20 protein-coding genes are annotated in these 19,693 nt (G+C 72.7%); 11 read left to right on the top strand and 9 right to left on the bottom strand.

Annotation, left to right across the window (positions count from 1 at the left end; all coding sequences use genetic code 11):
- The first annotated feature begins 1,019 nt into the window (after positions 1-1,019).
- Positions 1,020-1,379, top strand: a complete 360-nt coding sequence (locus IE98_RS0120805) for an avidin/streptavidin family protein (RefSeq protein ID WP_030271017.1) — start codon at positions 1,020-1,022, stop codon at positions 1,377-1,379.
- A 49-nt stretch (positions 1,380-1,428) separates the two neighbouring features.
- On the opposite strand, the gene IE98_RS48120 is transcribed toward IE98_RS0120805, so the two are convergent.
- Together IE98_RS48120 and IE98_RS48115 are read right to left on the bottom strand one after the other, a co-directional pair.
- Positions 1,429-1,755 (bottom strand): hypothetical protein, encoded by a 327-nt coding sequence (locus IE98_RS48120; RefSeq protein ID WP_030271016.1) that lies wholly within the window; start codon positions 1,753-1,755, stop codon positions 1,429-1,431.
- Between the two features lie 146 nt (positions 1,756-1,901).
- On the bottom strand, positions 1,902-2,093 hold the full coding sequence (locus tag IE98_RS48115; RefSeq protein ID WP_030271014.1) for a hypothetical protein: 192 nt from the start codon (positions 2,091-2,093) through the stop codon (positions 1,902-1,904).
- 327 nt (positions 2,094-2,420) lie between these two features.
- Here IE98_RS48115 and IE98_RS42785 point away from each other — a divergent pair, with 327 nt between their 5' ends.
- Both IE98_RS42785 and IE98_RS0120785 read left to right on the top strand, forming a co-directional pair.
- The gene (locus IE98_RS42785) at positions 2,421-2,816 is read left to right on the top strand and encodes an STAS domain-containing protein (protein ID WP_043174683.1); all 396 of its coding nucleotides are present in this window, start codon (positions 2,421-2,423) and stop codon (positions 2,814-2,816) included.
- Positions 2,817-2,903: 87 nt separating this feature from the next.
- The gene (locus tag IE98_RS0120785; protein WP_052390751.1) at positions 2,904-3,317 is read left to right on the top strand and encodes an ATP-binding protein; all 414 of its coding nucleotides are present in this window, start codon (positions 2,904-2,906) and stop codon (positions 3,315-3,317) included.
- Positions 3,318-3,535: 218 nt separating this feature from the next.
- Here the strand turns inward: IE98_RS0120785 and IE98_RS0120780 are convergent, their stop codons facing one another.
- Entirely contained in the window at positions 3,536-5,689 is a 2,154-nt protein-coding gene (locus tag IE98_RS0120780) for a bifunctional polysaccharide deacetylase/glycosyltransferase family 2 protein (RefSeq protein ID WP_052390750.1), read from the bottom strand.
- 549 nt (positions 5,690-6,238) lie between these two features.
- Between IE98_RS0120780 and IE98_RS0120775 the strand changes: the two genes are divergently transcribed.
- On the top strand, positions 6,239-7,213 hold the full coding sequence (locus tag IE98_RS0120775; protein WP_159400994.1) for a glycoside hydrolase family 16 protein: 975 nt from the start codon (positions 6,239-6,241) through the stop codon (positions 7,211-7,213).
- An 87-nt stretch (positions 7,214-7,300) separates the two neighbouring features.
- Here the strand turns inward: IE98_RS0120775 and IE98_RS0120770 are convergent, their stop codons facing one another.
- Positions 7,301-7,729, bottom strand: a complete 429-nt coding sequence (locus tag IE98_RS0120770; RefSeq protein WP_030271004.1) for a nucleoside deaminase — start codon at positions 7,727-7,729, stop codon at positions 7,301-7,303.
- Positions 7,726-8,544 carry an LLM class flavin-dependent oxidoreductase gene (locus IE98_RS0120765; RefSeq protein WP_030271002.1) on the bottom strand — a complete coding sequence of 273 codons (819 nt, stop codon included), beginning with the start codon at positions 8,542-8,544 and terminating at the stop codon, positions 7,726-7,728. The genes IE98_RS0120770 and IE98_RS0120765 overlap by 4 nt, the downstream gene beginning before the upstream one ends.
- A gap of 93 nt (positions 8,545-8,637) precedes the next feature.
- Here IE98_RS0120765 and IE98_RS0120760 point away from each other — a divergent pair, with 93 nt between their 5' ends.
- Positions 8,638-9,084, top strand: a complete 447-nt coding sequence (locus IE98_RS0120760) for an Lrp/AsnC family transcriptional regulator (protein WP_030271000.1) — start codon at positions 8,638-8,640, stop codon at positions 9,082-9,084.
- A gap of 748 nt (positions 9,085-9,832) precedes the next feature.
- On the top strand, positions 9,833-11,377 hold the full coding sequence (locus IE98_RS0120755; RefSeq protein ID WP_030270998.1) for an FMN-binding glutamate synthase family protein: 1,545 nt from the start codon (positions 9,833-9,835) through the stop codon (positions 11,375-11,377).
- 114 nt (positions 11,378-11,491) lie between these two features.
- On the opposite strand, the gene IE98_RS0120750 is transcribed toward IE98_RS0120755, so the two are convergent.
- Complete coding sequence (locus tag IE98_RS0120750) at positions 11,492-11,812, bottom strand: GntR family transcriptional regulator (protein ID WP_324605790.1); 321 nt, start codon at positions 11,810-11,812, stop codon at positions 11,492-11,494.
- Positions 11,813-12,307: 495 nt separating this feature from the next.
- On the opposite strand from IE98_RS0120750, the gene IE98_RS0120745 reads away from it, so the two are divergent.
- The 3 genes from IE98_RS0120745 (at position 12,308) to IE98_RS0120735 (ending at position 14,289) form a co-directional block, all read left to right on the top strand.
- Positions 12,308-12,829 carry a MarR family winged helix-turn-helix transcriptional regulator gene (locus IE98_RS0120745; protein WP_030270995.1) on the top strand — a complete coding sequence of 174 codons (522 nt, stop codon included), beginning with the start codon at positions 12,308-12,310 and terminating at the stop codon, positions 12,827-12,829.
- A gap of 108 nt (positions 12,830-12,937) precedes the next feature.
- Complete coding sequence (locus IE98_RS0120740) at positions 12,938-13,426, top strand: hypothetical protein (protein ID WP_052390748.1); 489 nt, start codon at positions 12,938-12,940, stop codon at positions 13,424-13,426.
- On the top strand, positions 13,423-14,289 hold the full coding sequence (locus IE98_RS0120735) for an NmrA family NAD(P)-binding protein (RefSeq protein WP_030270993.1): 867 nt from the start codon (positions 13,423-13,425) through the stop codon (positions 14,287-14,289). The genes IE98_RS0120740 and IE98_RS0120735 overlap by 4 nt, the downstream gene beginning before the upstream one ends.
- Before the next feature lie 211 nt (positions 14,290-14,500).
- Here the strand turns inward: IE98_RS0120735 and IE98_RS0120730 are convergent, their stop codons facing one another.
- Complete coding sequence (locus IE98_RS0120730; protein ID WP_030270991.1) at positions 14,501-15,328, bottom strand: helix-turn-helix domain-containing protein; 828 nt, start codon at positions 15,326-15,328, stop codon at positions 14,501-14,503.
- Positions 15,329-15,628: 300 nt separating this feature from the next.
- Here IE98_RS0120730 and IE98_RS0120725 point away from each other — a divergent pair, with 300 nt between their 5' ends.
- Positions 15,629-17,047 (top strand): amidohydrolase family protein, encoded by a 1,419-nt coding sequence (locus IE98_RS0120725; RefSeq protein ID WP_052390747.1) that lies wholly within the window; start codon positions 15,629-15,631, stop codon positions 17,045-17,047.
- A 284-nt stretch (positions 17,048-17,331) separates the two neighbouring features.
- Here the strand turns inward: IE98_RS0120725 and IE98_RS49275 are convergent, their stop codons facing one another.
- Together IE98_RS49275 and IE98_RS0120715 are read right to left on the bottom strand one after the other, a co-directional pair.
- The gene (locus tag IE98_RS49275; protein WP_052390746.1) at positions 17,332-17,691 is read right to left on the bottom strand and encodes an SsgA family sporulation/cell division regulator; all 360 of its coding nucleotides are present in this window, start codon (positions 17,689-17,691) and stop codon (positions 17,332-17,334) included.
- A gap of 429 nt (positions 17,692-18,120) precedes the next feature.
- Positions 18,121-18,528, bottom strand: a complete 408-nt coding sequence (locus IE98_RS0120715; RefSeq protein WP_030270985.1) for a hypothetical protein — start codon at positions 18,526-18,528, stop codon at positions 18,121-18,123.
- Positions 18,529-18,912: 384 nt separating this feature from the next.
- On the opposite strand from IE98_RS0120715, the gene IE98_RS44825 reads away from it, so the two are divergent.
- Positions 18,913-19,632, top strand: a complete 720-nt coding sequence (locus IE98_RS44825; RefSeq protein WP_159400993.1) for a hypothetical protein — start codon at positions 18,913-18,915, stop codon at positions 19,630-19,632.
- Positions 19,633-19,693 lie beyond the last annotated feature (61 nt).

Raw genomic sequence — 19,693 nt, 5'->3', positions numbered from 1 at the left:
CGTGTTCCCGACACCTCCTCAGCGGACCCGACGGCGGCGGTGCCGCGCGCCCGCCGTCCTGAGCCCGGCCCGTCCGCCGCGTGGCGGGAGCCGACCGCAACAGCCCTGCGCCGACCGGCCCTTCGCGGATTCGGCCCCGGTCCCGGACACCGGGTTCCTCCCGGGCCGACCGCCCTCCGGCGCCCTCTGGTCACCGTCCGCACGGTCGGCTCTACTGGGGGACGGCGCACGAGCGGGAGGGGGTCGGATGCCCGAGCAGCCGGACGGCGGGGAACAGCAGTGGCTGACGGGGACGGAGACCGCAGGGCGCTGGCGGATCAGGACGGACCACGTCCGGCAGGTGGCATCGCGAACGGGCGTACGCCACCGCACCTTCGGCGGGGGGAGCCGCGGCACGTACGGCGCGGCGCCGACCTTCCACGACTACCAACAGGAGGACGTCGAGCGGACGGCCGCAGACCTCGCCGAGGGCCGGGTGGAGGTACCGGCGGCCTGGCGGGTGGACACCCCCGAGGGCCGGCGGGCCGAGTGGTGGTCGCGGTTCTGGAGCAAGCTGGGCTGCGTGGCCCTCACCGTGGTGGCGCTCGGGGGGGGCTGGTGCTCTGGGCGGTGGGGACGGTCATCTACCACACCGCCAAGGACTGACCCGGGTTCCGGCTTCCGGCACGACGGACCCGGCATCGTCCGGCGGGATCGGCAGCGGCTGGATCCTCGCAGGGACCCGGCGGCCGTCAGAGGGCCGAACAGGCCGCCGGACGCGGTGCGTCGGTGATGTCGAAGACGGTGTCCATGTCGGCGTGGCCGTCCAGGGCGAGCACCCGGGTGCCGACCGGGGCGGCCGACGTTCCCTTGGTGTGCGAACGTTCCGCCCCCGGGCGGAGCCGTCCCGGTCGGTCGGTGCGGTGCTGTCGGTGGTCTGCAGTAGCGCCGCGCGCCGGACGGCCCGTTACGGGTGACGATGCCGGGGAGAGGACCGTGCCAGGGCGGCGGTGTCCGGACAGAAGGGATCGGGCGTGGGGATGGGCGTCACGGGCGACTGGTACAACGAGTTCGGTTCCCGTCTGCGGCTTCGGGCCGACGCGGAGGGCCTGCTGACGGGCACCTTCGAGCCCGGGGCGGGCCCGGCCGGGCGGCGGGATCTCATCGGACGGCTCGACGTCCGCCCGGGTGCGCCCGGTGTGGCCCTGGGGTGGACGGTCGCCTGGCGTGACGACCGCGCCGGCGCCGCCGCCACGACGAGCTGGAACGGCCAGTACTTCCCGGACAGCGAGCGCATCGTCGCCGGCTGGCTGTTCACCACCGCGACCGGCCCCGACGACGCCTGGAAATCCACCGTCATCGGCCAGGACACCTTCCGCCGCGAGCCGCCGACCGACTGAGTCCGCGCTCGGGCGGGGCTGCACCCTGCCACGTCCGGCCCGGTCGCGGTCAGTCGGATCGCTTCTGCCGGGCCCGGACGGGCGGTGCGGGGCCGCGGGGGAGTGGCGTGTCGCCGAGTGCGGCGGCGAGTTCGGAGTCGCCGATCTCGTGCCAGCCGGTGAAGTCGGCCGTGGCGTAGGAGCCCCGCGGGGCGGGGGTGCCGTCTGGCAGGGTGCAGCGGCGCCAGCCGAAGGCGACCTCGCCCGCCCCGTTCGGGTGGCCGAAGCCCTCCGGTGGCCGCCCGACGTGCACCACGACGAACAGGCACGTGCCGCCGGGCGTGCCGTCCCCGTCGTGCCGGTAGACACCACCCGCGTGGAAGAACGACTCGTCCATGAACCGGCTCCTTCGCCCTGGGACATGCCGTGGCGGTTCGGGCCCACCCGCCCGGCCTCGGTACGGCGCGCGGGCGGGCGGTGCCTCACCTCACGTGCGGGATCGGCCGTCGTGGGCCGATCGCGACGGCAGGACGGCGCCGGAGGTCACTTGCAGAAGGTCACGAAGACCGTGCTGAAGGTGCCGGGAATGGTCGCCGCGACGTTGTTGGTGGTGTCGGTGAGGCTCACGTTCGTGGAGGTGACGTCAGCCGGCACCAGGGTCTGGCCGCCCGGGCAGGTGAAGCCGCCCGGGCCCGGCGGGTGCAGGGTCAGCGTCTGCGAGACGGGTATGCGCATGAGGAACCGTCGTCCGTGCGAGGTGATCGGAGACGAACCCGGGACCCCCGGGCCGGCGGTCCGCGGGGCGGCTCGGCCCCCGCCCGTCGCGCCACCCTGACTTCGGCGGCGGAGACGGTGCTCGACCGACCGTGCGCCCACGCTCTCATCACGGACTCCGCTACTGACTGTTCACGCTACGCCGAACCGTGCCGCAGACAAGCCCCATCAGGGACCCCGCCCGGTGACCATCCGTGCATGTCGGCAGGTCAGCGCGGTTGTCCGAGCGGAGTGCGGGCCGGGCGCAACCCGTGGTGCGCCCGGAGCGGTGGGCTCGGAGGGCACGCCATGACGTCCGACGACGGTCTTGCGCAGCGGGCCGGGCCGGCACCCGACCTGAGGATCCGTACCTCCTCCACGGCGGAGACGGTGGTGTGCACGGTGGCCGGGTTGCTGCACCTGGAGAACGAGGAGCAGGTGCAGCGGGCCCTGGACGCGGCCCTCGGCCGGCGTCCGGCCGTCCTGGCCGTGGACCTCTCCGGCGTCGTCATGTTCACCTCCAGCGGGCTGAACACCCTGTTCGTCGCCCGCCGCGCCGCACACGCGCACGGCATCCCGCTGGTCCCCCTCGCCCCCAGCACCAGCGTGCGCCGAACCCTGGCGATCACCGGAACCGAGGTGCTGTTCCCGATCCGCCCCGACCTCGAACCGGAGCGGCACCACCGGGGCCCGCCCGCATCGTAGGGCGCCCCGAGCGAGGCATGGGACGGATGCGGCGGGGTAGGCGCGAAGGCCGACGAACGCTCCCCTCCGACCTGCGCGACCACGGTCATGTGCCCACCGCTTGCCGCCTCGGCCCACTGCCGCCTGGACTTCCGTCCGGGCGAACGGGGCGTCGGCGTCCGCCGCGGCATCGACTTCGTCAGGCTCGCCCTGGCGCAGTGGCGGCCCGGGACGAACCCGGCGGTGGTGCACGACGTGCTGCTGGTGGCGGCCGAACTGCTCGCCAACGCCGTCGACCACGCGGGCGGCCCGGTGGCCCTGGACCTGTGGCTCGCCGCAAGCGGCGACCGGCTGCGGATCGACGTCGTCGACACCGGCCCGGCGGCACCGCGGATCCTCCCCGTGCGGCCGGGGGAGCCGCACCACCGCGGCCTGCGCATCGTCGACCACATCGCCGAAGCCTGGGGCCACCGCCGCGACGACACGGGCAAGACGGTCTGGGCCGAGCTCCGCCTGCCGTGACGGCCGTCCGGTGTCCACGGAGCGGGCAAGCGGGCGGCGAACGCGCCGGCCCGGGTGTGGGTGCGGGCCGCCCTGCCCCCGCGCAGGAACGGCGAGGGCGGCCGTGGTCTCCCACGGCCGCCCATGTCCTCGTGCAGGGCTTTCGGCTGTCCTCGTGCGGGCCCTCGGCCGACGGTGCCCCGGGTGGCCGCAGGGTCACCCGGCGGAAGGATCCGCCGTCACGCCTCCACCGGTACGGCGACCTCGCCGGTGCGCCGGAGCTTCTGCCAGCGCAGTCGGCCACCGGTCACCGCGGTGATCGCGGACTGCAGCAGGACGATGTACATCAGCTGCCGGTAGACCAGCTGCTGGGTCGGCAGGCTGATCAGGTGCCAGGGCTTCTCGCGGTCGAGCCGGAAGGCGTACCAGGACAGCACCGCCTGGATCATCAGGAAGCCGCCGAAGCTGGTGAGGGTCAGCCCGGCGTCCGCGAAGAACACGCCGTACAGCAGGAAGATGTCGACCAGCGGCGCCAGCAGCGGGGCGACGACGCCGAACATCACGACGAGCGGCAGTCCGAGGCGGCCGAAGCGCCCGGCCGGCCCGCGGGCGGTGACGGCGCGGCGGTGCTTCCACATCGCCTGCATCGAGCCGTAGCTCCAGCGGTACCGCTGGGACCAGAGCTGCTGGAGGCTCGCGGGGGCCTCGGTCCAGGCGCGGGCGCGCTCGGCGTAGACGACCCGCCAGCCTTCGCAGAGCACCGCCATGGTGATGTCGGTGTCCTCGGCGAGGGTGTCGTCGCTCATGCCGCCGACCGCCTGCAGGGCCTCCTTGCGGAAGGCGCCGACCGCGCCGGGGATGGTCGGGATGATGCCGAGCATGTCGTACATCCGGCGGTCCAGGTTGTGGCCGAGGACGTACTCGATGTGCTGCCAGGAGCCGATCAGGGTGTCGCGGTTGCCGACCTTGGCGTTGCCGGAGACGGCGCCGATCCCCGGGTCGGCGAAGGGCTGGACCAGCTCGCGCACGGTGGACGGCTCGAAGACGGTGTCGCCGTCCATCATCACGACGATGTCGTACGAGGCGGCCGCGATGCCGGTGTTGAGCGCGCTGGACTTGCCGCCGTTGACCTGGCGGATCAGCCGGACGAACGGCATGGCCATCTCCTCGACGATGTCCGCCGTGCCGTCCGAGGAGCCGTCGTCGATGACGATGACCTCGATCGGGTAGTCACTGGCGGCCAGCGAGTTGAGGGTGTTGGCGATGCACTCGCGCTCGTTGTAGGCCGGGACGAGCACGGTGACCGGTTCGGTGACGGGATCGCCCCAGAGGTCCGGCCGCTTGCTGCGGCGGGCGTGGATCGGGGCGAGGACCAGCATCAGCGCGAACCGGCCGAAGTTCAGGAAGCCGACGACGGCCAGCAGCGCGATCAGTACCGGCAGGGTGTGCACGCCCAGCTGGGTGGCCCAGATGTAGGCCTTGCCCGCCCACAGCTGGAAGCCGTGCACCGGCGTGGTGGCGCTGGAGGCGCCGAGCGCCTCGGTGATGGTGGCGAATTTGTAGCCGTCGGACTGCAGCTTGTCGATGAGCAGGCCGAGCGCCTCGACCGTCTGGGAGCGGTCGCCACCGGCGTCGTGCAGCAGGATCAGCTCGCCCGCACCGGGCTTGGCCGGCAGCCCCTCCTTGACGATCGCGTCCACACCCGGACGCTTCCAGTCGTCGGTGTCGTGGTCGATGAACGCGGTGACGTAGCCGCGGGCGCCCAGGTACTTGACGACCGGGTAGCTCCAGTCGTCCAGCGCGGCCGCGTTGGACGAGTACGGCGGGCGGAACAGCGAGCTGTGCACGCCCGCGACGCCGGCCAGCGCCAGCTGGGTCTGGGCCATCTCCCAGCTGATCCGGGCGTGCGACTGGAACGCCAGGTCGGGGTGGGTGAAGCTGTGCAGGCCGATCTCGTGGCCGCCCGCCACGATCTTCCGGATCAGGTCCGGGTTGCGGGCGGTCATGGCGCCGGTGACGAAGAAGTCCGCGCGGACGTGGCGGGACTCCAGGATCTCCAGGATCTTCGGGGTCCACTCCTCCGAGGGGCCGTCGTCGAAGCTCAGGACGACGGTGCGGTCCGGGATGCGGTAGCTCACCGGGTCGTCGTTCTTGTCGCCGCGCGCGTCGACGACCGGGCCGCCCTTGAGCACCTGCGTCGGCACGGTCGTTTGGTCGGCCGAGTCGGCGATCCGGGCGTCGTGGAACACCTCGTTGGTGGCCAGGCCGCGCAGGACGATGAGCAGGAGCAGGCACGCCAGCAGCGACAGCGGCATGAAGAAGCGCAACGGCGGCGCGGCCAGTCTGCGCGGCCTCCGCGGTGACTGGCGGCGTCGCTGGTGGCGGCGGGACATTGGCGCTCCTGGAGATGGGTGGTGCGGCGGTTCAGGGGTGCTGGGGCGTCGGGCCCGAGGGGGAGGGCGCCCTGGGCGCCGACCTCGACGGCCGGCCGGAGCCCCGTAGCCGCCGGCGGCGCAGACCGGACCGGTCGACGGACACCGGTGCGGGAGTGGCCTCTTCTGCGCTTGACTCATGCACGTCAGGCTGGGGCGGGTGCGCCGATCCGCGTTCGACAGGGGTGAAGCGTGGGCGCACCGTGCGACGCCTTTCCGTGCAGGGTACGGAGACCGCGGAAGCGTAGAGCGAACGCTAGTGCACCGACCTGATTCGAATTGGGGTCGATGGGTGGATTTGGCCTGATCTGGCGGCGGGTTGTAATCGGATCGAAATGCCGGTCGGCGCGTGCGCGTCCGGCCTCCGGCGCACGCCGTTGACCTCGGACTCCGTCCCCGCCGGATGAGGCGGTCGCCCGCCGGAGGGGCCGGGGCCTCCCGTTAGGATGACCCCCTCATCCGATCAGTTGATCAGCACGCCGTGTGATCGGTCCGCCCCAAGGAGCCCGCGTGAGTCAGCCCCGCCGCACCCCTCGTCACCGCGCGTGGAGCGTGCTCACCCTGCCGACCCTGCTCTGCGTGCTCACCGCCTGTTCGAGCGGTGCGGCCTCCGGTGGTGGCGACGGCGACGGCGACGGCGCGACGGCGAAGGGTGCGGCCGCCACCAGCGCCTCGCCGACCCCGACCGGCCCGCCGGGAACCCTGTTCGACAACTTCCACTACACCGGTCCCACCGACCCCGCGCTCACCGCCCACGGCTGGGAGATCCGCAGCGGCGAGGGCGGCCCCGGGATCAAGGACACCTGGTCCGGCGCCGGCGCCAGCTTCCCCGACGACGCCACCGCCCAGGGCAAGCGGACCCTGCAGCTGCAGGCGTCCACCGACGGCACCCAGAAGGGCACCAAGCAGGCCGAGATCCAGAGCACCGGCGCCAAGCTCTTCAACGGCACCTACGCAGCCCGGGTCTACCTCAGCGACAAGCCGGCGAGCGGCAAGAACGGCGACCACGTCGTCCAGTCCTACTTCCCGATCTCCCCCCAGGACGACTCGGCGAACTACAGCGAGCTCGACTACGAGTACATGACGAACGGCGGCTGGGGCACGCCCGGCCCGCAGCTCGACACCACCAGCTGGTTCAAGGCCGACCCGCCGGACCGGGTCACCAAGCCCCACAAGCAGCGCCTCGGCGGCTGGCACATCATGATGGTCACCTCCCTGAACGGGAAGGCCACCTACTCCATGGACGGCAAGGAGCTGTTCACCAGCTCCGGCAAGTACGTCCCGCGCGAGAAGATGGACGTCCACTTCAGCAACTGGTTCATCGACCTGCTGCCGTCCCTCGGCGGACAGCGCACCTGGAACCTGAAGATCAACTGGTTCTACTACAAGGACGCCGAGGCCGTCTCCTACGCGGACGTCCAGAAGACCGTGGACGGCTTCTACACCGCCGGCACCGACTTCGTGGACACCCTGCCGAAGTCCTGATCCCGGCCCGCACGGCGAGGCACGGGCCGGCCCCCCGGCCATGAGGGGCAGGTGCGGACGGAAGGACGGTCCGCCCGCCCCCGGTGGTCAGTAGTAGGCCTCGACGGGGGCGCGTGCCTCGTCGAACAGGGCGGGGCCGTCCTGTACCACCGTCGGCCAGGCACCCGACTGCGGGTTGAGTCCGACGAGTTGTTCGGTGGAGAGCGCGTGGACGACCCGGCCGATGCCGGAGCGGACGATGCCGCCGGTGCACATGCCGCAGGGCTGGCAGCTGGTGTACATGGTGGTGCGGGCGGCCGTGTCCGGGTCGAGTTCGCGGGCCGCCCAGCGGGCGAGCTTCAGTTCCGGGTGGGCGGTGATGTCGTCGTCGCGTCGGACCGTGTTGTGGGCCTCGGCGAGGACCGTACCGTCCGGGCCCACCAGCAGGGAACCGTACGGTGCGTCCCCCCGGGCGACGGCGCGGGCCGCGATGCCGATCGCGCGGCGCAGGAACGCCTCGTCGGCGGGCGTGATCATGGTGCTGTCCTCCAGTGGGTGGCCACCTCGGTGAGTGCCCGCCAGGCCGCCCGGGGTCGGCGGGTCTCCTCCGGATCTCCGTGGTAGGGGTCGAGTACGACGGTGTCGGCGCCGAGCAGGCGCAGCTGCTCGAGGTCGTCGAGGACCTGTTCGAGGGTGCCGACGCCGGCGATCCGTTCGGGGTCCTCGACCGGAGTCCCGGTCAGTCGCAGGGCGATGCGGGGTGCGAACGCCGGCAGCGCACGGTCCGTCAGGACCGTACGCATCCGGGCCACGGAGAGCCGCAGCGGATGCCAGGCGTCCCCGAAGGCGACCGCACGCCGGAGTGCCGCCTCGCTGTGGCCGCCGACCCAGACGGGTACCGGGGCGACGCCGGGCTCGGCCCCGGTGCGCCCGGCGTCCCGCAGTGCCGCGAGGTACTCGTCGGTCAGCCGGCCGCGCGCGGTGAACGGCACGCCGAGTGCGTCGAACTCCTGACGGGCCCAGCCGACGCCGACCCCGAGGACGAACCCGCGGTCGTTGAGCCGGGCGAGGGTGCCGGCCATCCGGGCCACCAGCAGCGGATGCCGGTAGGGCAGGACGAGCACGGTCGTGCCCAGCCGCATGTGCGTGGTGACGCCGGCCAGCCAGGACAGTGTCGTGAACGGCTCGTAGAACGGTTCCGGGTAGCGCTCTGCCACGTCCGGGGTGACGGCCACGTGGTCCGACACCATGAGGAGGTCGAAGCCCAGCCCCTCCGCGATCCGAGCCCATTCACGCAGGACGCCGGGGTCGGTACCCGGCCCGAAGTTCGGTACGTTGACACCGAGTTGCATGCATCGAGGCTATCCCGGAGATCATGAGGCCGGGAACCAGGACTTCCCGGCGATGAGGGGATTCTGCCGTGGTTCCGGCGGTAGGGTCGCGACATGGCCGTGAATCTCGACGACACCGACTGGGCGATCATCGACCGGTTGCAGCAGGAGGGCCGCCTCTCGCTCAGCGAGCTGGGGCGACGGGTGAACCTCAGCGCCTCGGCCACCACGGAACGGGTGCGGAACCTGGAATCGCTGGGCGTCATCACCGGCTACCACGCCGCGATCGACCCGGCCAAGGTCGGCTACCCCGTGCTCGCCGTCGTCCGACTGAAGTACCCGGGCAACCGCCACCAACCGCTGCGCCGACTGCTCACCGAGCGGCGGGAGATCCTGGAGTGCCTGCGCACCACCGGTGACGACTGCTACACCCTGAAGGTGGCCGCGACCTCCATGGAGCACCTGGAGACACTCGTGGACGAACTGGCCGGCTTCGGCAGCACGACCACCAGCGTCGTCTACAGCCGGACGCTGCCCTCCCGCGGACCCGGCCGACCCTGACCGGCAGCCGGCCCTCCCGGACCCGTTCGGCCAGGTCGCACCGACGTCAGGCGACCCCCGGGCACCGTGTGGTGCGTGACGCCCGACGCCTTCCTCGGCGACCGCCGGGTACGCCTCGCCTTCGGCCCGACGTCCGACTTCCTCGACCTGCGGGGCAACGGTGTGGCGGACCGTGCTGCGTGCGAGGCCGTACTGCCGGACCAGCGGTGCTTCGGACGCGACGGGCCGCCTCGGCCGCCAGTCGCCGCGGGCGATGCGGGCCCGCACGATGGCTGCGAGCTGCCGGTAGGGCGTGCGGGGAGCCGCGTAGTCGATGGCGTCGTCCAGGCCGTAGTCCATACGGACCCAAGGCGTGAGGTCGAAGTCCTTGACGGTCAGGGGTCAGCTTCGCCGCCGCCCGCCGGAGCGGGCGCGAGGCCGAAAGGGGCCGGCGACCTCGATGGCGCGCTGCTCACCGTCGCCGTCACCGACCGGGCCACCGGACCGTTGCCTTCCGTGGTCCGACAGGGGGTGGGGACTGCCGGCGACCGGAACGAACGCCCGTCCGCGTGCGGGCAGCGCCGGATCCCGCGCCTCCGGTGAGGCACTGTCTCCAGGGACACTCCGGGTCGCCGTGGCCGCGGCACTCCTCACCCGGATTCACCGAGCCACGGGCGCCCGGCCCCTGGCTGCACGACGGTTCGCGCGGCCCCCTAGCATCAGCACCATCGCACTGCGACGGAGCTGTGCACGTCGAGGGGGAACGTCCATGAATGCTCGGAAGATCGGCGCGGCCGCTGCGACCGCGGTGGCGGTGCTGGCCGCCCGCGACCTCGTACAGAAGAGGCACGCGCTGCTGCGGAACTTCCCGGTGGTCGGGCACGCCCGCTACCTGCTGGAGCGGATCGGGCCGGAGCTGCGGCAGTACATCGTGGCCTCCAACGAGGAGGAGCGCCCGTTCAGCCGAGACCAGCGGACCTGGATCTACGCCTCGGCGAAGGAGGAGAACAACTACTTCGGGTTCGGCACCGAGGTGGACGTGGAGCACGTCCAGGGGCACGCGTACCTGAAGCAGCGCACGTTCGCCGGCCCGCTGCCCGACGTGCACGACCCGCAGGCCTTCCTGCCCTCGGCGAAGGTGCTGGGCGGGCCGCGCGGGCGGGCGAAGGCGTTCCGGCCGGCGAGCGTGGTCAACATATCGGCGATGAGCTTCGGGTCGCTGTCGGGCCCGGCGATCACGGCGCTCAACCAGGGCGCGGCGCTGGCCGGCGCGATGCACAACACGGGCGAGGGCGGCCTGTCGCCGTACCACCGCAACGGCGGTGACCTGGTCCTCCAGCTCGGCACCTCGTACTTCGGCTGCCGCAACGCGGACGGCAGCTTCAACCTCGACAAGCTCAAGGACGTGGTCGCCGGCGCGCCGGTGAAGGCGATCGAGATCAAGCTCTCGCAGGGTGCCAAGCCCGGGCTGGGCGGCATGCTCCCGGGGGCGAAGGTGACCCCGGAGATCGCCGCGATCCGCGGCATCCCCGCCGGGCAGGACTGCGCGTCGCCGTCGCGGCACAGCGCCTTCGGCGACGTGGACTCGATGCTGGACTTCGTCGAGCTGCTCGCGGCCGAGACCGGGCTGCCGGTCGGGGTGAAGAGCGCCGTGGGAGACCTGGGGTTCTGGCAGGAACTGGCCGCTCTGATGGCACGCGGCGACCGCGGGGTGGACTTCGTGACCGTCGACGGCGGCGAGGGCGGGACGGGGGCGGCGCCGCGGATGTTCGCCGACTCGGTGTCGCTGCCGTTCCGGATGGGCTTCTCACGGGTGTACGGCACCTTCGCCGAGCTGGGGCTGACCGACGAACTGACCTTCATCGGCTCGGGCAAGCTCGGCCTGCCGGAGAACGCCGCGGTCGCCTTCGCCCTGGGTGTCGACATGATCAACGTGGGCCGTGAGGCGATGCTGTCGATCGGCTGCATCCAGGCGCAGAAGTGCCACACCGACAAGTGCCCGACAGGCATCGCGACCCAGAACCCGTGGCTGGCCCGCGGTCTCGACCCGACCTCGAAGTCGACCCGGGCCGCGGTCTACCTGCGCACCCTGCGCCGGGAACTGATGAAGGTCTCGGCGGCGGTCGGTGTCGCGCACCCGGCGCTGATCACGGCCGACGACGTCGAGATCATGAACGGCGACTACGAGGCCCGCACCCTGGCCGGCGTCTACGGCTACAAGGACGGCTGGGGATCGCTCGGCCCGGAGCTCGCCGAGGAGATCACGGCCCTTCTCACCGCCGCGCCGAACTCGACCCGGAAGCCCGCCGTCTGACGCATCGACCGGGCCGGCCCACGGCCCGATGTGCGGCCCGCGCCCCGTTCGCGCGGGCCGCACGATGACGACGGATCCGGACCCATTGACGGGCGTTTGCCAGGAGCGTGCCGGCTACCGGCCGGCGGCGGTTGCCACGTACGTGCCGCGCTGGGGGACGACGGAGAGCACGCCTCCCCCGACCAGTAGGGCAACGGTGCGGCGGACCGTGCTGCGCGCGAGACCGTACTGCTGGACCAGCTGCGCATCGCCCGCGGCGGCCCGCCCCTGCTGCCGGTCGCCGCGGGCGATGCGGGCCCGCAGGATGGCTGCGAGCTGCCGGTAGGGCGTGCGGGGAGCCTCGTAGTCGATGGCGTCGTCCGGGCGCGCCCGCGCCGCGGCGAGCAGCGCTTCCGGCAGTTCCAGGGCGCAGCGGGAGTCCAGGACGCCGGGCACAGGCAGGACTGCGACCGGGCTTCCGGCCGCGAGGCGCATCCGTAGCGTCCCGCCGCCAAGCGTGCGTACGCCGAGCGGATCGCCGGGACGGGTGGGACCGGAGGGTCTGTGGTCGCCTCCCGTCGGACTGCGCGGGTTCTCGTGTCCGGCGTGCTCCGTCGTCGCCCGACCGCCCGGTGTTGCCTGCCCGGTCCCCGCAGCGGGACACCAGCCTGTCGGCACCCTGCCGCAGCCGGCCGCGCCCCTCTTGAGAACGCACTGATCCGGCACCGGGGGGCCGACCGCGGCGCGGAAGGCGGTCGACCTCTTGTCGATCAGTCGCAGCAGTCAAGGAAGTCCAGGGTGTGGCGCACACCGGCTGTCGATACCCCGGCGATTTTCGCAGGCCGGGCGGCGGGCGGGACGCGCGCCCACCGTCGGCGCGGCGAGCTGCCGGGTGCCGTGGGGTTCCGGATCGGCTTGACCCGGATCTGATTAGGCGCCATATTACTTCTCGTGACCCAGTACCCCGAGTCCGACCTCGGCGCCCCCACCCTCGACCAGGCCCGTCGCCAGATCTCCCGCTACGGCCTCACGGTCGATCCGCAGGCGGTCCTGGTCGCGGCACGGCTGATGGCGGCCGGTGCCCGGATCGGGCAGGCCGGCGAGGTGCACTTCGGTCGCTTCGGCCTCTCGACCGGTCGCTACCGGCTGCTGGCCGACCTGGAGGACCACGGCGGCGAGAAGTCGCCGTCCCAGTTGGCGGCGAGCCTCGGGGTCTCCAGGGCGACCGTGACCGGACTGGTCGACGGCCTGGAGCGGGAGGGTCTGGTGGCCCGCCGGCCGTCCGCCGAGGACGGGCGCGGCAACGTGGTGATCCTCACTGCGCGCGGCGCCGAGAAGCTGCGCGACCTGGCGCCCGAGCACTTCGCCCGGATGCAGGCCCTGGTGGGCGGGCTCTCCGCAGAGGAGCGCAGCACCTTCCTCGACCTGCTGGCCCGGGTGGTCGCGGGCATCGACGCGCTCACCGGGGACTGACCGCACTCGGGCGGGCCGCCGGTCGGTCCGCCCTTCTTTTCGCCCACATAGTTAGGTGCCTAAGCATAAACACTTAGGTGCCTCATTAAATCCTGGAGAGGAGATTCCATGCGCAAGAAGGATCCGGGGGCACCCCCGCCCTTCGTCCTGTGGCGCGAGGTCCTGGCCGCCTACGCCATGCCCGCCGTCACGGCCGGCCTCGGCGGAGCCGTCACAGGGCAGCCCCAGCTGGTGGCCGCGGCGCTCACCACCATCGGCGGCACCTCCGCCCTGGTGGCCGCCGCCCTCGGCGCCACGCTGCGCCGCCGTCCCGTCCGAACCCGGCCCGCCCGGGCCCCGCGCGCGGCCGCGGCCGCAGCCCTGGGGCTGGCCGCCGCGGCACTCGGCCTGGCCGTCGGCCTCGCCGCCGCCCACTGGCTGCCGCACCTCCCGGCCCTCGCCGACAGCCCGTGGCCGCGCAGGCTGCCCGTCGACCTGCCGGTCTCCTCGGCGATCGCGGCCACCATCACCACCTGGCGCTGGCGCGGCACCCGACCGACCCGCGCCCCGCAGCGCCGGCTCCCCACCGCACCCCGACCCGAAAGGCAGATGTCATGATCGTCATCATGGGCGCCGCCGGCGCCACCGGCGGCGCCACCCTGCGCAGCCTCGCCGCCCTCGGCACACCGAGCCGCGCCCTGAGCCGCGACCCGGCCCGCCTCGCCGCGGCACTCGACGGGCACACCCTCGCCCGGGCGCTTCCCCTCCCGGCCGACGCGGCCGACCCGCAGTCGCTGCGGGCGGCGTTCGACGGCGCGGACCAACTCTTCCTCACCATGGCCAACGGCCCGCACCAGGTGCAGTTCGAGCTCAACGCGATCGAGGCGGCCGTCGACTGCGGTGTGCAACACATCGTCAAGATCTCCGCACCCGCCGCCGAACCGGACTCCCCGGTCGCCGTCTCCCGCGGCCACCACCTCGTCGAGGAACGGCTGCGCACCTCCGGCATCACCACCACCGTCCTGCGGCCGTACGCCTTCATGCAGAAGCTGCTGCTCCTGGCGCCCGGCATTGCCGCCGCCGGGGTGGTGCACGGAGCGACGGGCCGGGCCCGCTGCAACTACGTGGACGTCCGGGACATCGGGGACGCCGCGGCAGCAGTCCTCACCCGCCCGCAGCCGGCGGGCGGCACGTACCAGCTCACCGGTGGCCAGGCCTACAGTCACCAGGAACTCACCGCACTGATCGGCGAGTTGCTCGGCCGCCCGGTCCGCTACCTCGACCTGACGCCGTCCGAACTGCACGCCCGTCTGGTCGGCCGGGCCGGGATGCCGGACTGGCTCGCCACCCACGTGGTGGAGATCCAACAGCTCGCGGTGGCCCGCACGGAGACACCGGACGACACCTTCACCCACCTCACCGGGCGCGCCCCGCGCACCCTGGAGGCGTTCCTCAACGAGAACCTGCACCGGTTCCGCTGACCGTCCGGCAGTGGTCCGTTCGGGGCAGTACGCCGTCCGGGCCGGTGTCGCCGCTCCGAACGGGCCACCTCCGGAACGCCGGCGGGGCCCGGAGGCCGGAGCGCGCCCTTCTCGATCAGTCCGCCGCCACGGGCGAAGAGCCGATCGGCCGGGCCACGAGGACGGCCACCGGCCGCCTACAGCTCAGCGTGCCGAGGACTGCCACCCTGCCTCACGGGTTCGGTGCGTGCAGCCGTGCCAGGCGTCCGGCGGATGGGCTGGCGGGCGCTGCCTGATAGACCACCAGTTGCTGGTCGGGGGCGCTGTTGAGGGTGAGCGTCTCGTAGGCCAGCTCCAGGTCGCCGACCTGTGGGTGGTGCAGTGACTTGGTGCCGCCGGTTTTGCTGTGGACGTCGTGCCTGGCCCACAGGCCACGGAAGTCGTGACTGTGGAGGGAGAGTTCACGGACGAGTGCGACCAGTGGGGGGTCGTGGCGGTCGTGGCCGGCGGCGGCGCGCAGAGATGCCACCGCCGCGCGGGCGGCCGCCTCCCAGTCCCGGTGGAAGGTGGGGGAGACCGGGTCGAGGAACGTCATCCGCACCAGGTTGTCCACCCGGGCGAACCCGCCGTAGAGAGCGGCGGCGGACGGGTTGAGCGCCAGGACGTCCAGCGTCCGCCCGACGACCAGCGCGGGCGTGGACAGCGCTTCCATGAGGTGCCGCAGCACGGGCGCGACCGCTCCGCAGGCGCCACGTCGCCGGGACGGAGGCGGTGCGGCGAGGCCGGCCAAGTATTCGGCGGCGTCCCCGTCCAGGTCCAGCGCGCGGGCGACGGCGTGCAGCAACTGCGGGGAGGGGTTGCGCTCGCGACCCTGTTCGAGGCGCGTGTAGTAGTCGGTGCTGACCCCGGCGAGGCGGGCGACCTCCTCCCGGCGCAGGCCCGGCACCCGCCGGTGGCCGACCCAGCTCACCCCCGCCCGATCCGGGGCCAGTTGGGCCCGACGGGCCCGCAGGTACTCCCCGAGCGCATTGTCGCGCCGCGGGGACAGGTCGGTGCGCATGACCGAAGGCTACGGCCCCCGCCCCGGCCGGCAGAACCCCGGAGAGGGGGTGCACCACACCCCGGAAACCCCGCACCCCGGCGGGGCGCACCCCCGGTACACCGCGACCTGGAAGCACGCCCCGCAGCCTGCCACGTTGGAGCCGGGCACCACCGCGCCGACCACCCCGGCTCCGATCACCCGGCATCCGCCGCTCCCGGCCGGCGGCCAGGGGCCGACCCGGACCCTGCCCGGCGCCGCCGAGCAGGCACCGGCCACCGGACGCCCCGCCACCACCGACCACCTGCGAAACGGACTTCCGTGCAACCTGTTCACCGCCCGACCGACACCGACCGCCCGGACCTCCTCGACCGTCTGCGGCAAACCGCCGACGACCCGGCACGCCGGATCCTGTTCACCGGCGCAACGATCCTCACCATGGACCCGGCCCTCGGCACCCTCGACACCGGCGACCTGCTCGTCACCGGCAGCACCGTCACCGCCGTCGCCCCCGACCTGCAAGCCGCCGACGCCGCCCACAACACCATCGTGATCGACGCCGCCGGCACCCTCCTCCTCCCCGGCTTCGTCGACACCCACCGCCACGCCTGGCAGGCCCAACTGCGCCGCACCATCCCCGACGTCGACGATCTCGCCGGCTACCTGACGACCACCCTCGCCCGCTGCGCCCCCGCCTACCGGCCCGAGGACATGTACACCGGCACGCGACTGGCCACCCTCGGCGCCGTGGACTCGGGCATCACCACGATGCTGGACTTCTCCCACAACTCCCGCAGCGCAGAACACTCCGACGCCGCTGTGCAGGCACTGGTCGACACCGGCATCCGCGGCATCCACGCCTCGATGGCACCGCACTTCGGCGCCTGGGACCGGCAGTGGCCGGCCGACCTCGCCCGGCTCCGCGACCGCTTCACCCATCCGCTGCTCACCTTCCGCCTCGCCGCTCTCGCCACCGCCGAGATCGCCGGCCCCGACCTTGCCCACGGACCCGGCCTCGCCCGCACCGCACGCGAACTCGGCATCGGAGTGAGCGTCGACGCGGTGTTCGGAGCCCCGTCCTCGCGGGCGATCCTCGACTGGGCACGAGCCGGTCTGCTCGACGAGCAGGTGCAGCTGATCCACGCCACCGGCCTGAGCCGGGACGCATGGCGGGCCATCGCCGCGAGCGGCGCCACCGTCTCACTCGCCCCCGCCTCCGAGCCGCAGATCGGCCTGGACAACGCCGTACCCGCCATTGACGAGGCGCTCGCTGCCGGGGTACGGCCCGGGCTGAGCATCGATGTCGAAGTCGCCCTGGCCGGCGACATGTTCACCCAGATGCGAACCCTCCTCGCGATCCAACGGATGAGGGCCGTGAACGCCGCCCACGCATCGGGCGCCGTCGGCACGGTGCCCGGCCGGATCGGCACCGCCGACGTACTGGAGTTCGCCACCCTGCAAGGCGCCCGCACCTGCGGCCTCGGGGAGACCACCGGATCACTGACACCCGGCAAACAGGCCGACCTGCTCCTCCTCACCACCGACGAGATCAACAACCTCCCGCTGAACGACCCCACCGGGACGGCCGTCCTCGGCTGCGACACCCGCAACATCGACACCGTGCTGATCGCCGGACAGATTCGGAAATGGGCCGGCCGCGTCCTGGACGTCGACCTGCCCGGCCTGCGCGCCGAGGCGGCGGCCTCGCGGGACCGCATTCTTCGCACGGCCACCGGCTGACGTCGCCACCCCGGGCCGGGAAGAGGCCGCAGATCGGTGCCTTCGCGAGGCGGCGCCCCCGACCTCCAGGGCAGGTGGCGGACTGTCGCCGACGCCGGGCCGTCGGTGCGCCGGAACTTGCTGAAGGACACGACGGCCGACTCGGCCCCGACGGCCTGTGCCGGAGGCCGCCGGGGCCGCTGCGGGCAGGAACAGCGCCGCCGAGCTCCATCCCGTCGAGGCGCTGGTCCGCCTGGGCCGCGGCGGGCTTCCTGGTTCTTCGCCTTGTCCGAGCTCGTCCGCGGTCAGGAAAGCGCCAGGAGGTCGTGGACGAGCGCGTCCAGGTCCAGGTGCTCGCCTTCCATGCCGGGCGGCACGACGCACTCGGTCCAGGCCAGGAAGGTCTGCAGGTCGAGAACCGGGATGCACATCAACGCAGTGGCCTCCTCTCCCTTCAGGAGAACGAACACGGTGTCGGCGTCGTCTTCGGTGCCGCGGCGGACCAGAACGTCCCCCATGCCCGAGGGCCCGGTCAGGCCGGCCGTCAGCACCTCACGGGACAGGATCCACGTCACCGGGGTGCGCATGTCGGTACCGATGTCGAGGTGGACCGCGTACGGGTCGTCGGGGTGGAAGCGGAGAACGGACTTGACCTCGACGGCCACGCCCGGGCCCAGGACGGCCCCGAGGAGAAGGCTCCTGGTGCACGCCGCGGGCCGGGAACGCTGCGGTGGGACCATTCCGGAGCCGCGGGCGCTCACCGCGGCCGCCCGTACACGCAGGCCGCCGCCGACCGTCCGTCCGTGGCCGTTCGAAGAACCGATTCCGCTGCGATCAAGGCAGCCCCCTGACACCGTTCCATGTCCGACCAACGATCCGCACCGTCCGGCCGACACGGCGCGATGCCCCTGCCCGGGGGTCCGACTGCCTCCGCCGCCCGCCCTTCGTGCGTGACGGCCGGTCACGGCGACCGCACGTTCGTTGCCCGCCATGGCGCGATGCTGGGGCAGGCAGGCAGGCAGGCAGGCAGGCAGGCAGGCAGGCCCCGCCCCGGCACCGAAGCATGACGCAGGTCGTTTGGTTGCTCTCCCGGGTCAGGAGGCCTTGGACGAGGACGCCTTCTCGGCGGGCTCGGTGGAGGTCCGGCGGTAGGTGAGGCCGCGGAGCCTCACCGAGAAGATGCTCTTGTGGGTGGGGCCGGCGGGGGAGTCGTCGTCGGCGGCGCCCTTGCGGTACCAGGCGCGGGCGCAGGTGACGACGAGCGTGCCGACCGCGGCGAGACGCGTCGCGGGGGTGTCCATCGCGACCAGGGCCAGCGCGAAGACGAGGATCGCGAAGAAGATCCACGCGTCGCGCGAGCGGGCCTGCGGGCGCCCGCCGCTGCGGCGGTGCCCGGCCGCGAACACCGCCGCCGTGGCGAGGAGCACGACGCCGCCGCCCATGACGGCGACCGCCCCGATGTGGCTGGCGGTGTCGAAGGGAAAGCTGTGACCGGTGAGCACGGTATGCCCTTTCTCTGGGTGAGGAGATTCGGTGCAGATCTGCACCCGGCGAAAAGTCCACCAGTCGCGCGGCCGCGGAACCAGAGGTAGGGGAGCAGTGGAATTTCCGCAGCTCATGCCGGGATTTCCTGGAATCGCGGGAGTGTTCCGCGTCCCTTCCGGGAAGGTTCCGAAACGGCCGCGACCACCGGAAACGGTCTGACGATCTCCCCTTGAGCCTGCATGATGGTCCGTCAGATTACCTGACTGGCCGAGTAGGGGAGCATGCCGGTGGGAAATGGCCGGAACACGTCAGGACGCCGGGCCGAGGAATTCCGGAGAGCGATCAAAAAGCTGATCGCCGACTGCGGAACCACGCAGGCGTCCCTCGTTCCAAAGGTTGGAATGTCTGCGCCCGTGCTCAGCAGGCTGCTCAACCAGGGCCCACTGAAATCGGAGAGCCGGGAGGAATTTCAGAAGGTCGTCACCGCATGCCTCTCCCTCCCCGAAGCCAAGGACCTGCCCGCCGAGCAGCAGGACGAGGGGTACTGGAAACAGTTCTTCGACGAGGCAGTGAACGCGCAGCTCGCCGATGAGGGCCAGGAGCCCCCGCCGTCCTCGCCGCCTCCGCTCCCGTCGCGCTCTCCGGTGGTCGTCGTGCTGGTCGCCGTCGGTGTCGTCCTACTTGGCGTCGGGGCGTGGTTGCTGTCCACCGGCACGACCGGCCACAGTTCCGCGTCGTCCCCGCCGACCGCATCGGCGACACCGTCCGTCACCCCGAGCTCCCCCGGCCCAGTCCCGACCGGGCCCAGCCCGGCGGGTGCCGGCGCCGGCCCGTTCCCGGCGCACGTCAGCTGGACCGACGACGGTGCCGGATCCAAACTCCTCGCCACCTCCAAGGACCCCCGCGCGGCCGCGCCGAACCCCGACGGGCGGGGATACAACCCCGACGACCTGCTCTCCGTGGTCTGCCGGATCGACGGCGGACGCAAGGTCACCGTCGGCCCGTCCTACAGCGGCCCGAACCCGCAGCCCACCGGGACCTGGTACCGGCTCGACACCGGCGGCTGGGCACCGGCCGTCTACACCCGGATCGACAACGCAGCCCCCGTCCCTCCCTGCTGACCACCCCTGCCCGCCCCGGTACCCCGCCAGGCCGGCGGCCGCCAAGTCGGGCCCCGCACAG

The organism is Streptomyces sp. NRRL B-24484, assembly GCF_000717715.1.
Lineage (GTDB): Bacteria > Actinomycetota > Actinomycetes > Streptomycetales > Streptomycetaceae > Kitasatospora.
Note: the sequence above shows the minus strand (reverse complement) of the source record. Positions and strands in the feature narration are given on the sequence as shown.

Excerpts from the sequence above, each read along its gene's own strand:
- IE98_RS0120805 (WP_030271017.1), top strand. The coding sequence starts at position 1,020 with ATGGGCGTCACGGGCGACTGGTACAACGAGTTCGGTTCCCGTCTGCGG.
- IE98_RS48120 (WP_030271016.1), bottom strand. The coding sequence starts at position 1,755 with ATGGACGAGTCGTTCTTCCACGCGGGTGGTGTCTACCGGCACGACGGG.
- IE98_RS48115 (WP_030271014.1), bottom strand. The coding sequence starts at position 2,093 with ATGCGCATACCCGTCTCGCAGACGCTGACCCTGCACCCGCCGGGCCCG.
- IE98_RS42785 (WP_043174683.1), top strand. The coding sequence starts at position 2,421 with ATGACGTCCGACGACGGTCTTGCGCAGCGGGCCGGGCCGGCACCCGAC.
- IE98_RS0120785 (WP_052390751.1), top strand. The coding sequence starts at position 2,904 with ATGTGCCCACCGCTTGCCGCCTCGGCCCACTGCCGCCTGGACTTCCGT.
- IE98_RS0120780 (WP_052390750.1), bottom strand. The coding sequence starts at position 5,689 with ATGTCCCGCCGCCACCAGCGACGCCGCCAGTCACCGCGGAGGCCGCGC.
- IE98_RS0120770 (WP_030271004.1), bottom strand. The coding sequence starts at position 7,729 with ATGATCACGCCCGCCGACGAGGCGTTCCTGCGCCGCGCGATCGGCATC.
- IE98_RS0120765 (WP_030271002.1), bottom strand. The coding sequence starts at position 8,544 with ATGCAACTCGGTGTCAACGTACCGAACTTCGGGCCGGGTACCGACCCC.
- IE98_RS0120760 (WP_030271000.1), top strand. The coding sequence starts at position 8,638 with ATGGCCGTGAATCTCGACGACACCGACTGGGCGATCATCGACCGGTTG.
- IE98_RS0120755 (WP_030270998.1), top strand. The coding sequence starts at position 9,833 with ATGAATGCTCGGAAGATCGGCGCGGCCGCTGCGACCGCGGTGGCGGTG.
- IE98_RS0120740 (WP_052390748.1), top strand. The coding sequence starts at position 12,938 with ATGCGCAAGAAGGATCCGGGGGCACCCCCGCCCTTCGTCCTGTGGCGC.
- IE98_RS0120735 (WP_030270993.1), top strand. The coding sequence starts at position 13,423 with ATGATCGTCATCATGGGCGCCGCCGGCGCCACCGGCGGCGCCACCCTG.
- IE98_RS0120730 (WP_030270991.1), bottom strand. The coding sequence starts at position 15,328 with ATGCGCACCGACCTGTCCCCGCGGCGCGACAATGCGCTCGGGGAGTAC.
- IE98_RS44825 (WP_159400993.1), top strand. The coding sequence starts at position 18,913 with ATGTCTGCGCCCGTGCTCAGCAGGCTGCTCAACCAGGGCCCACTGAAA.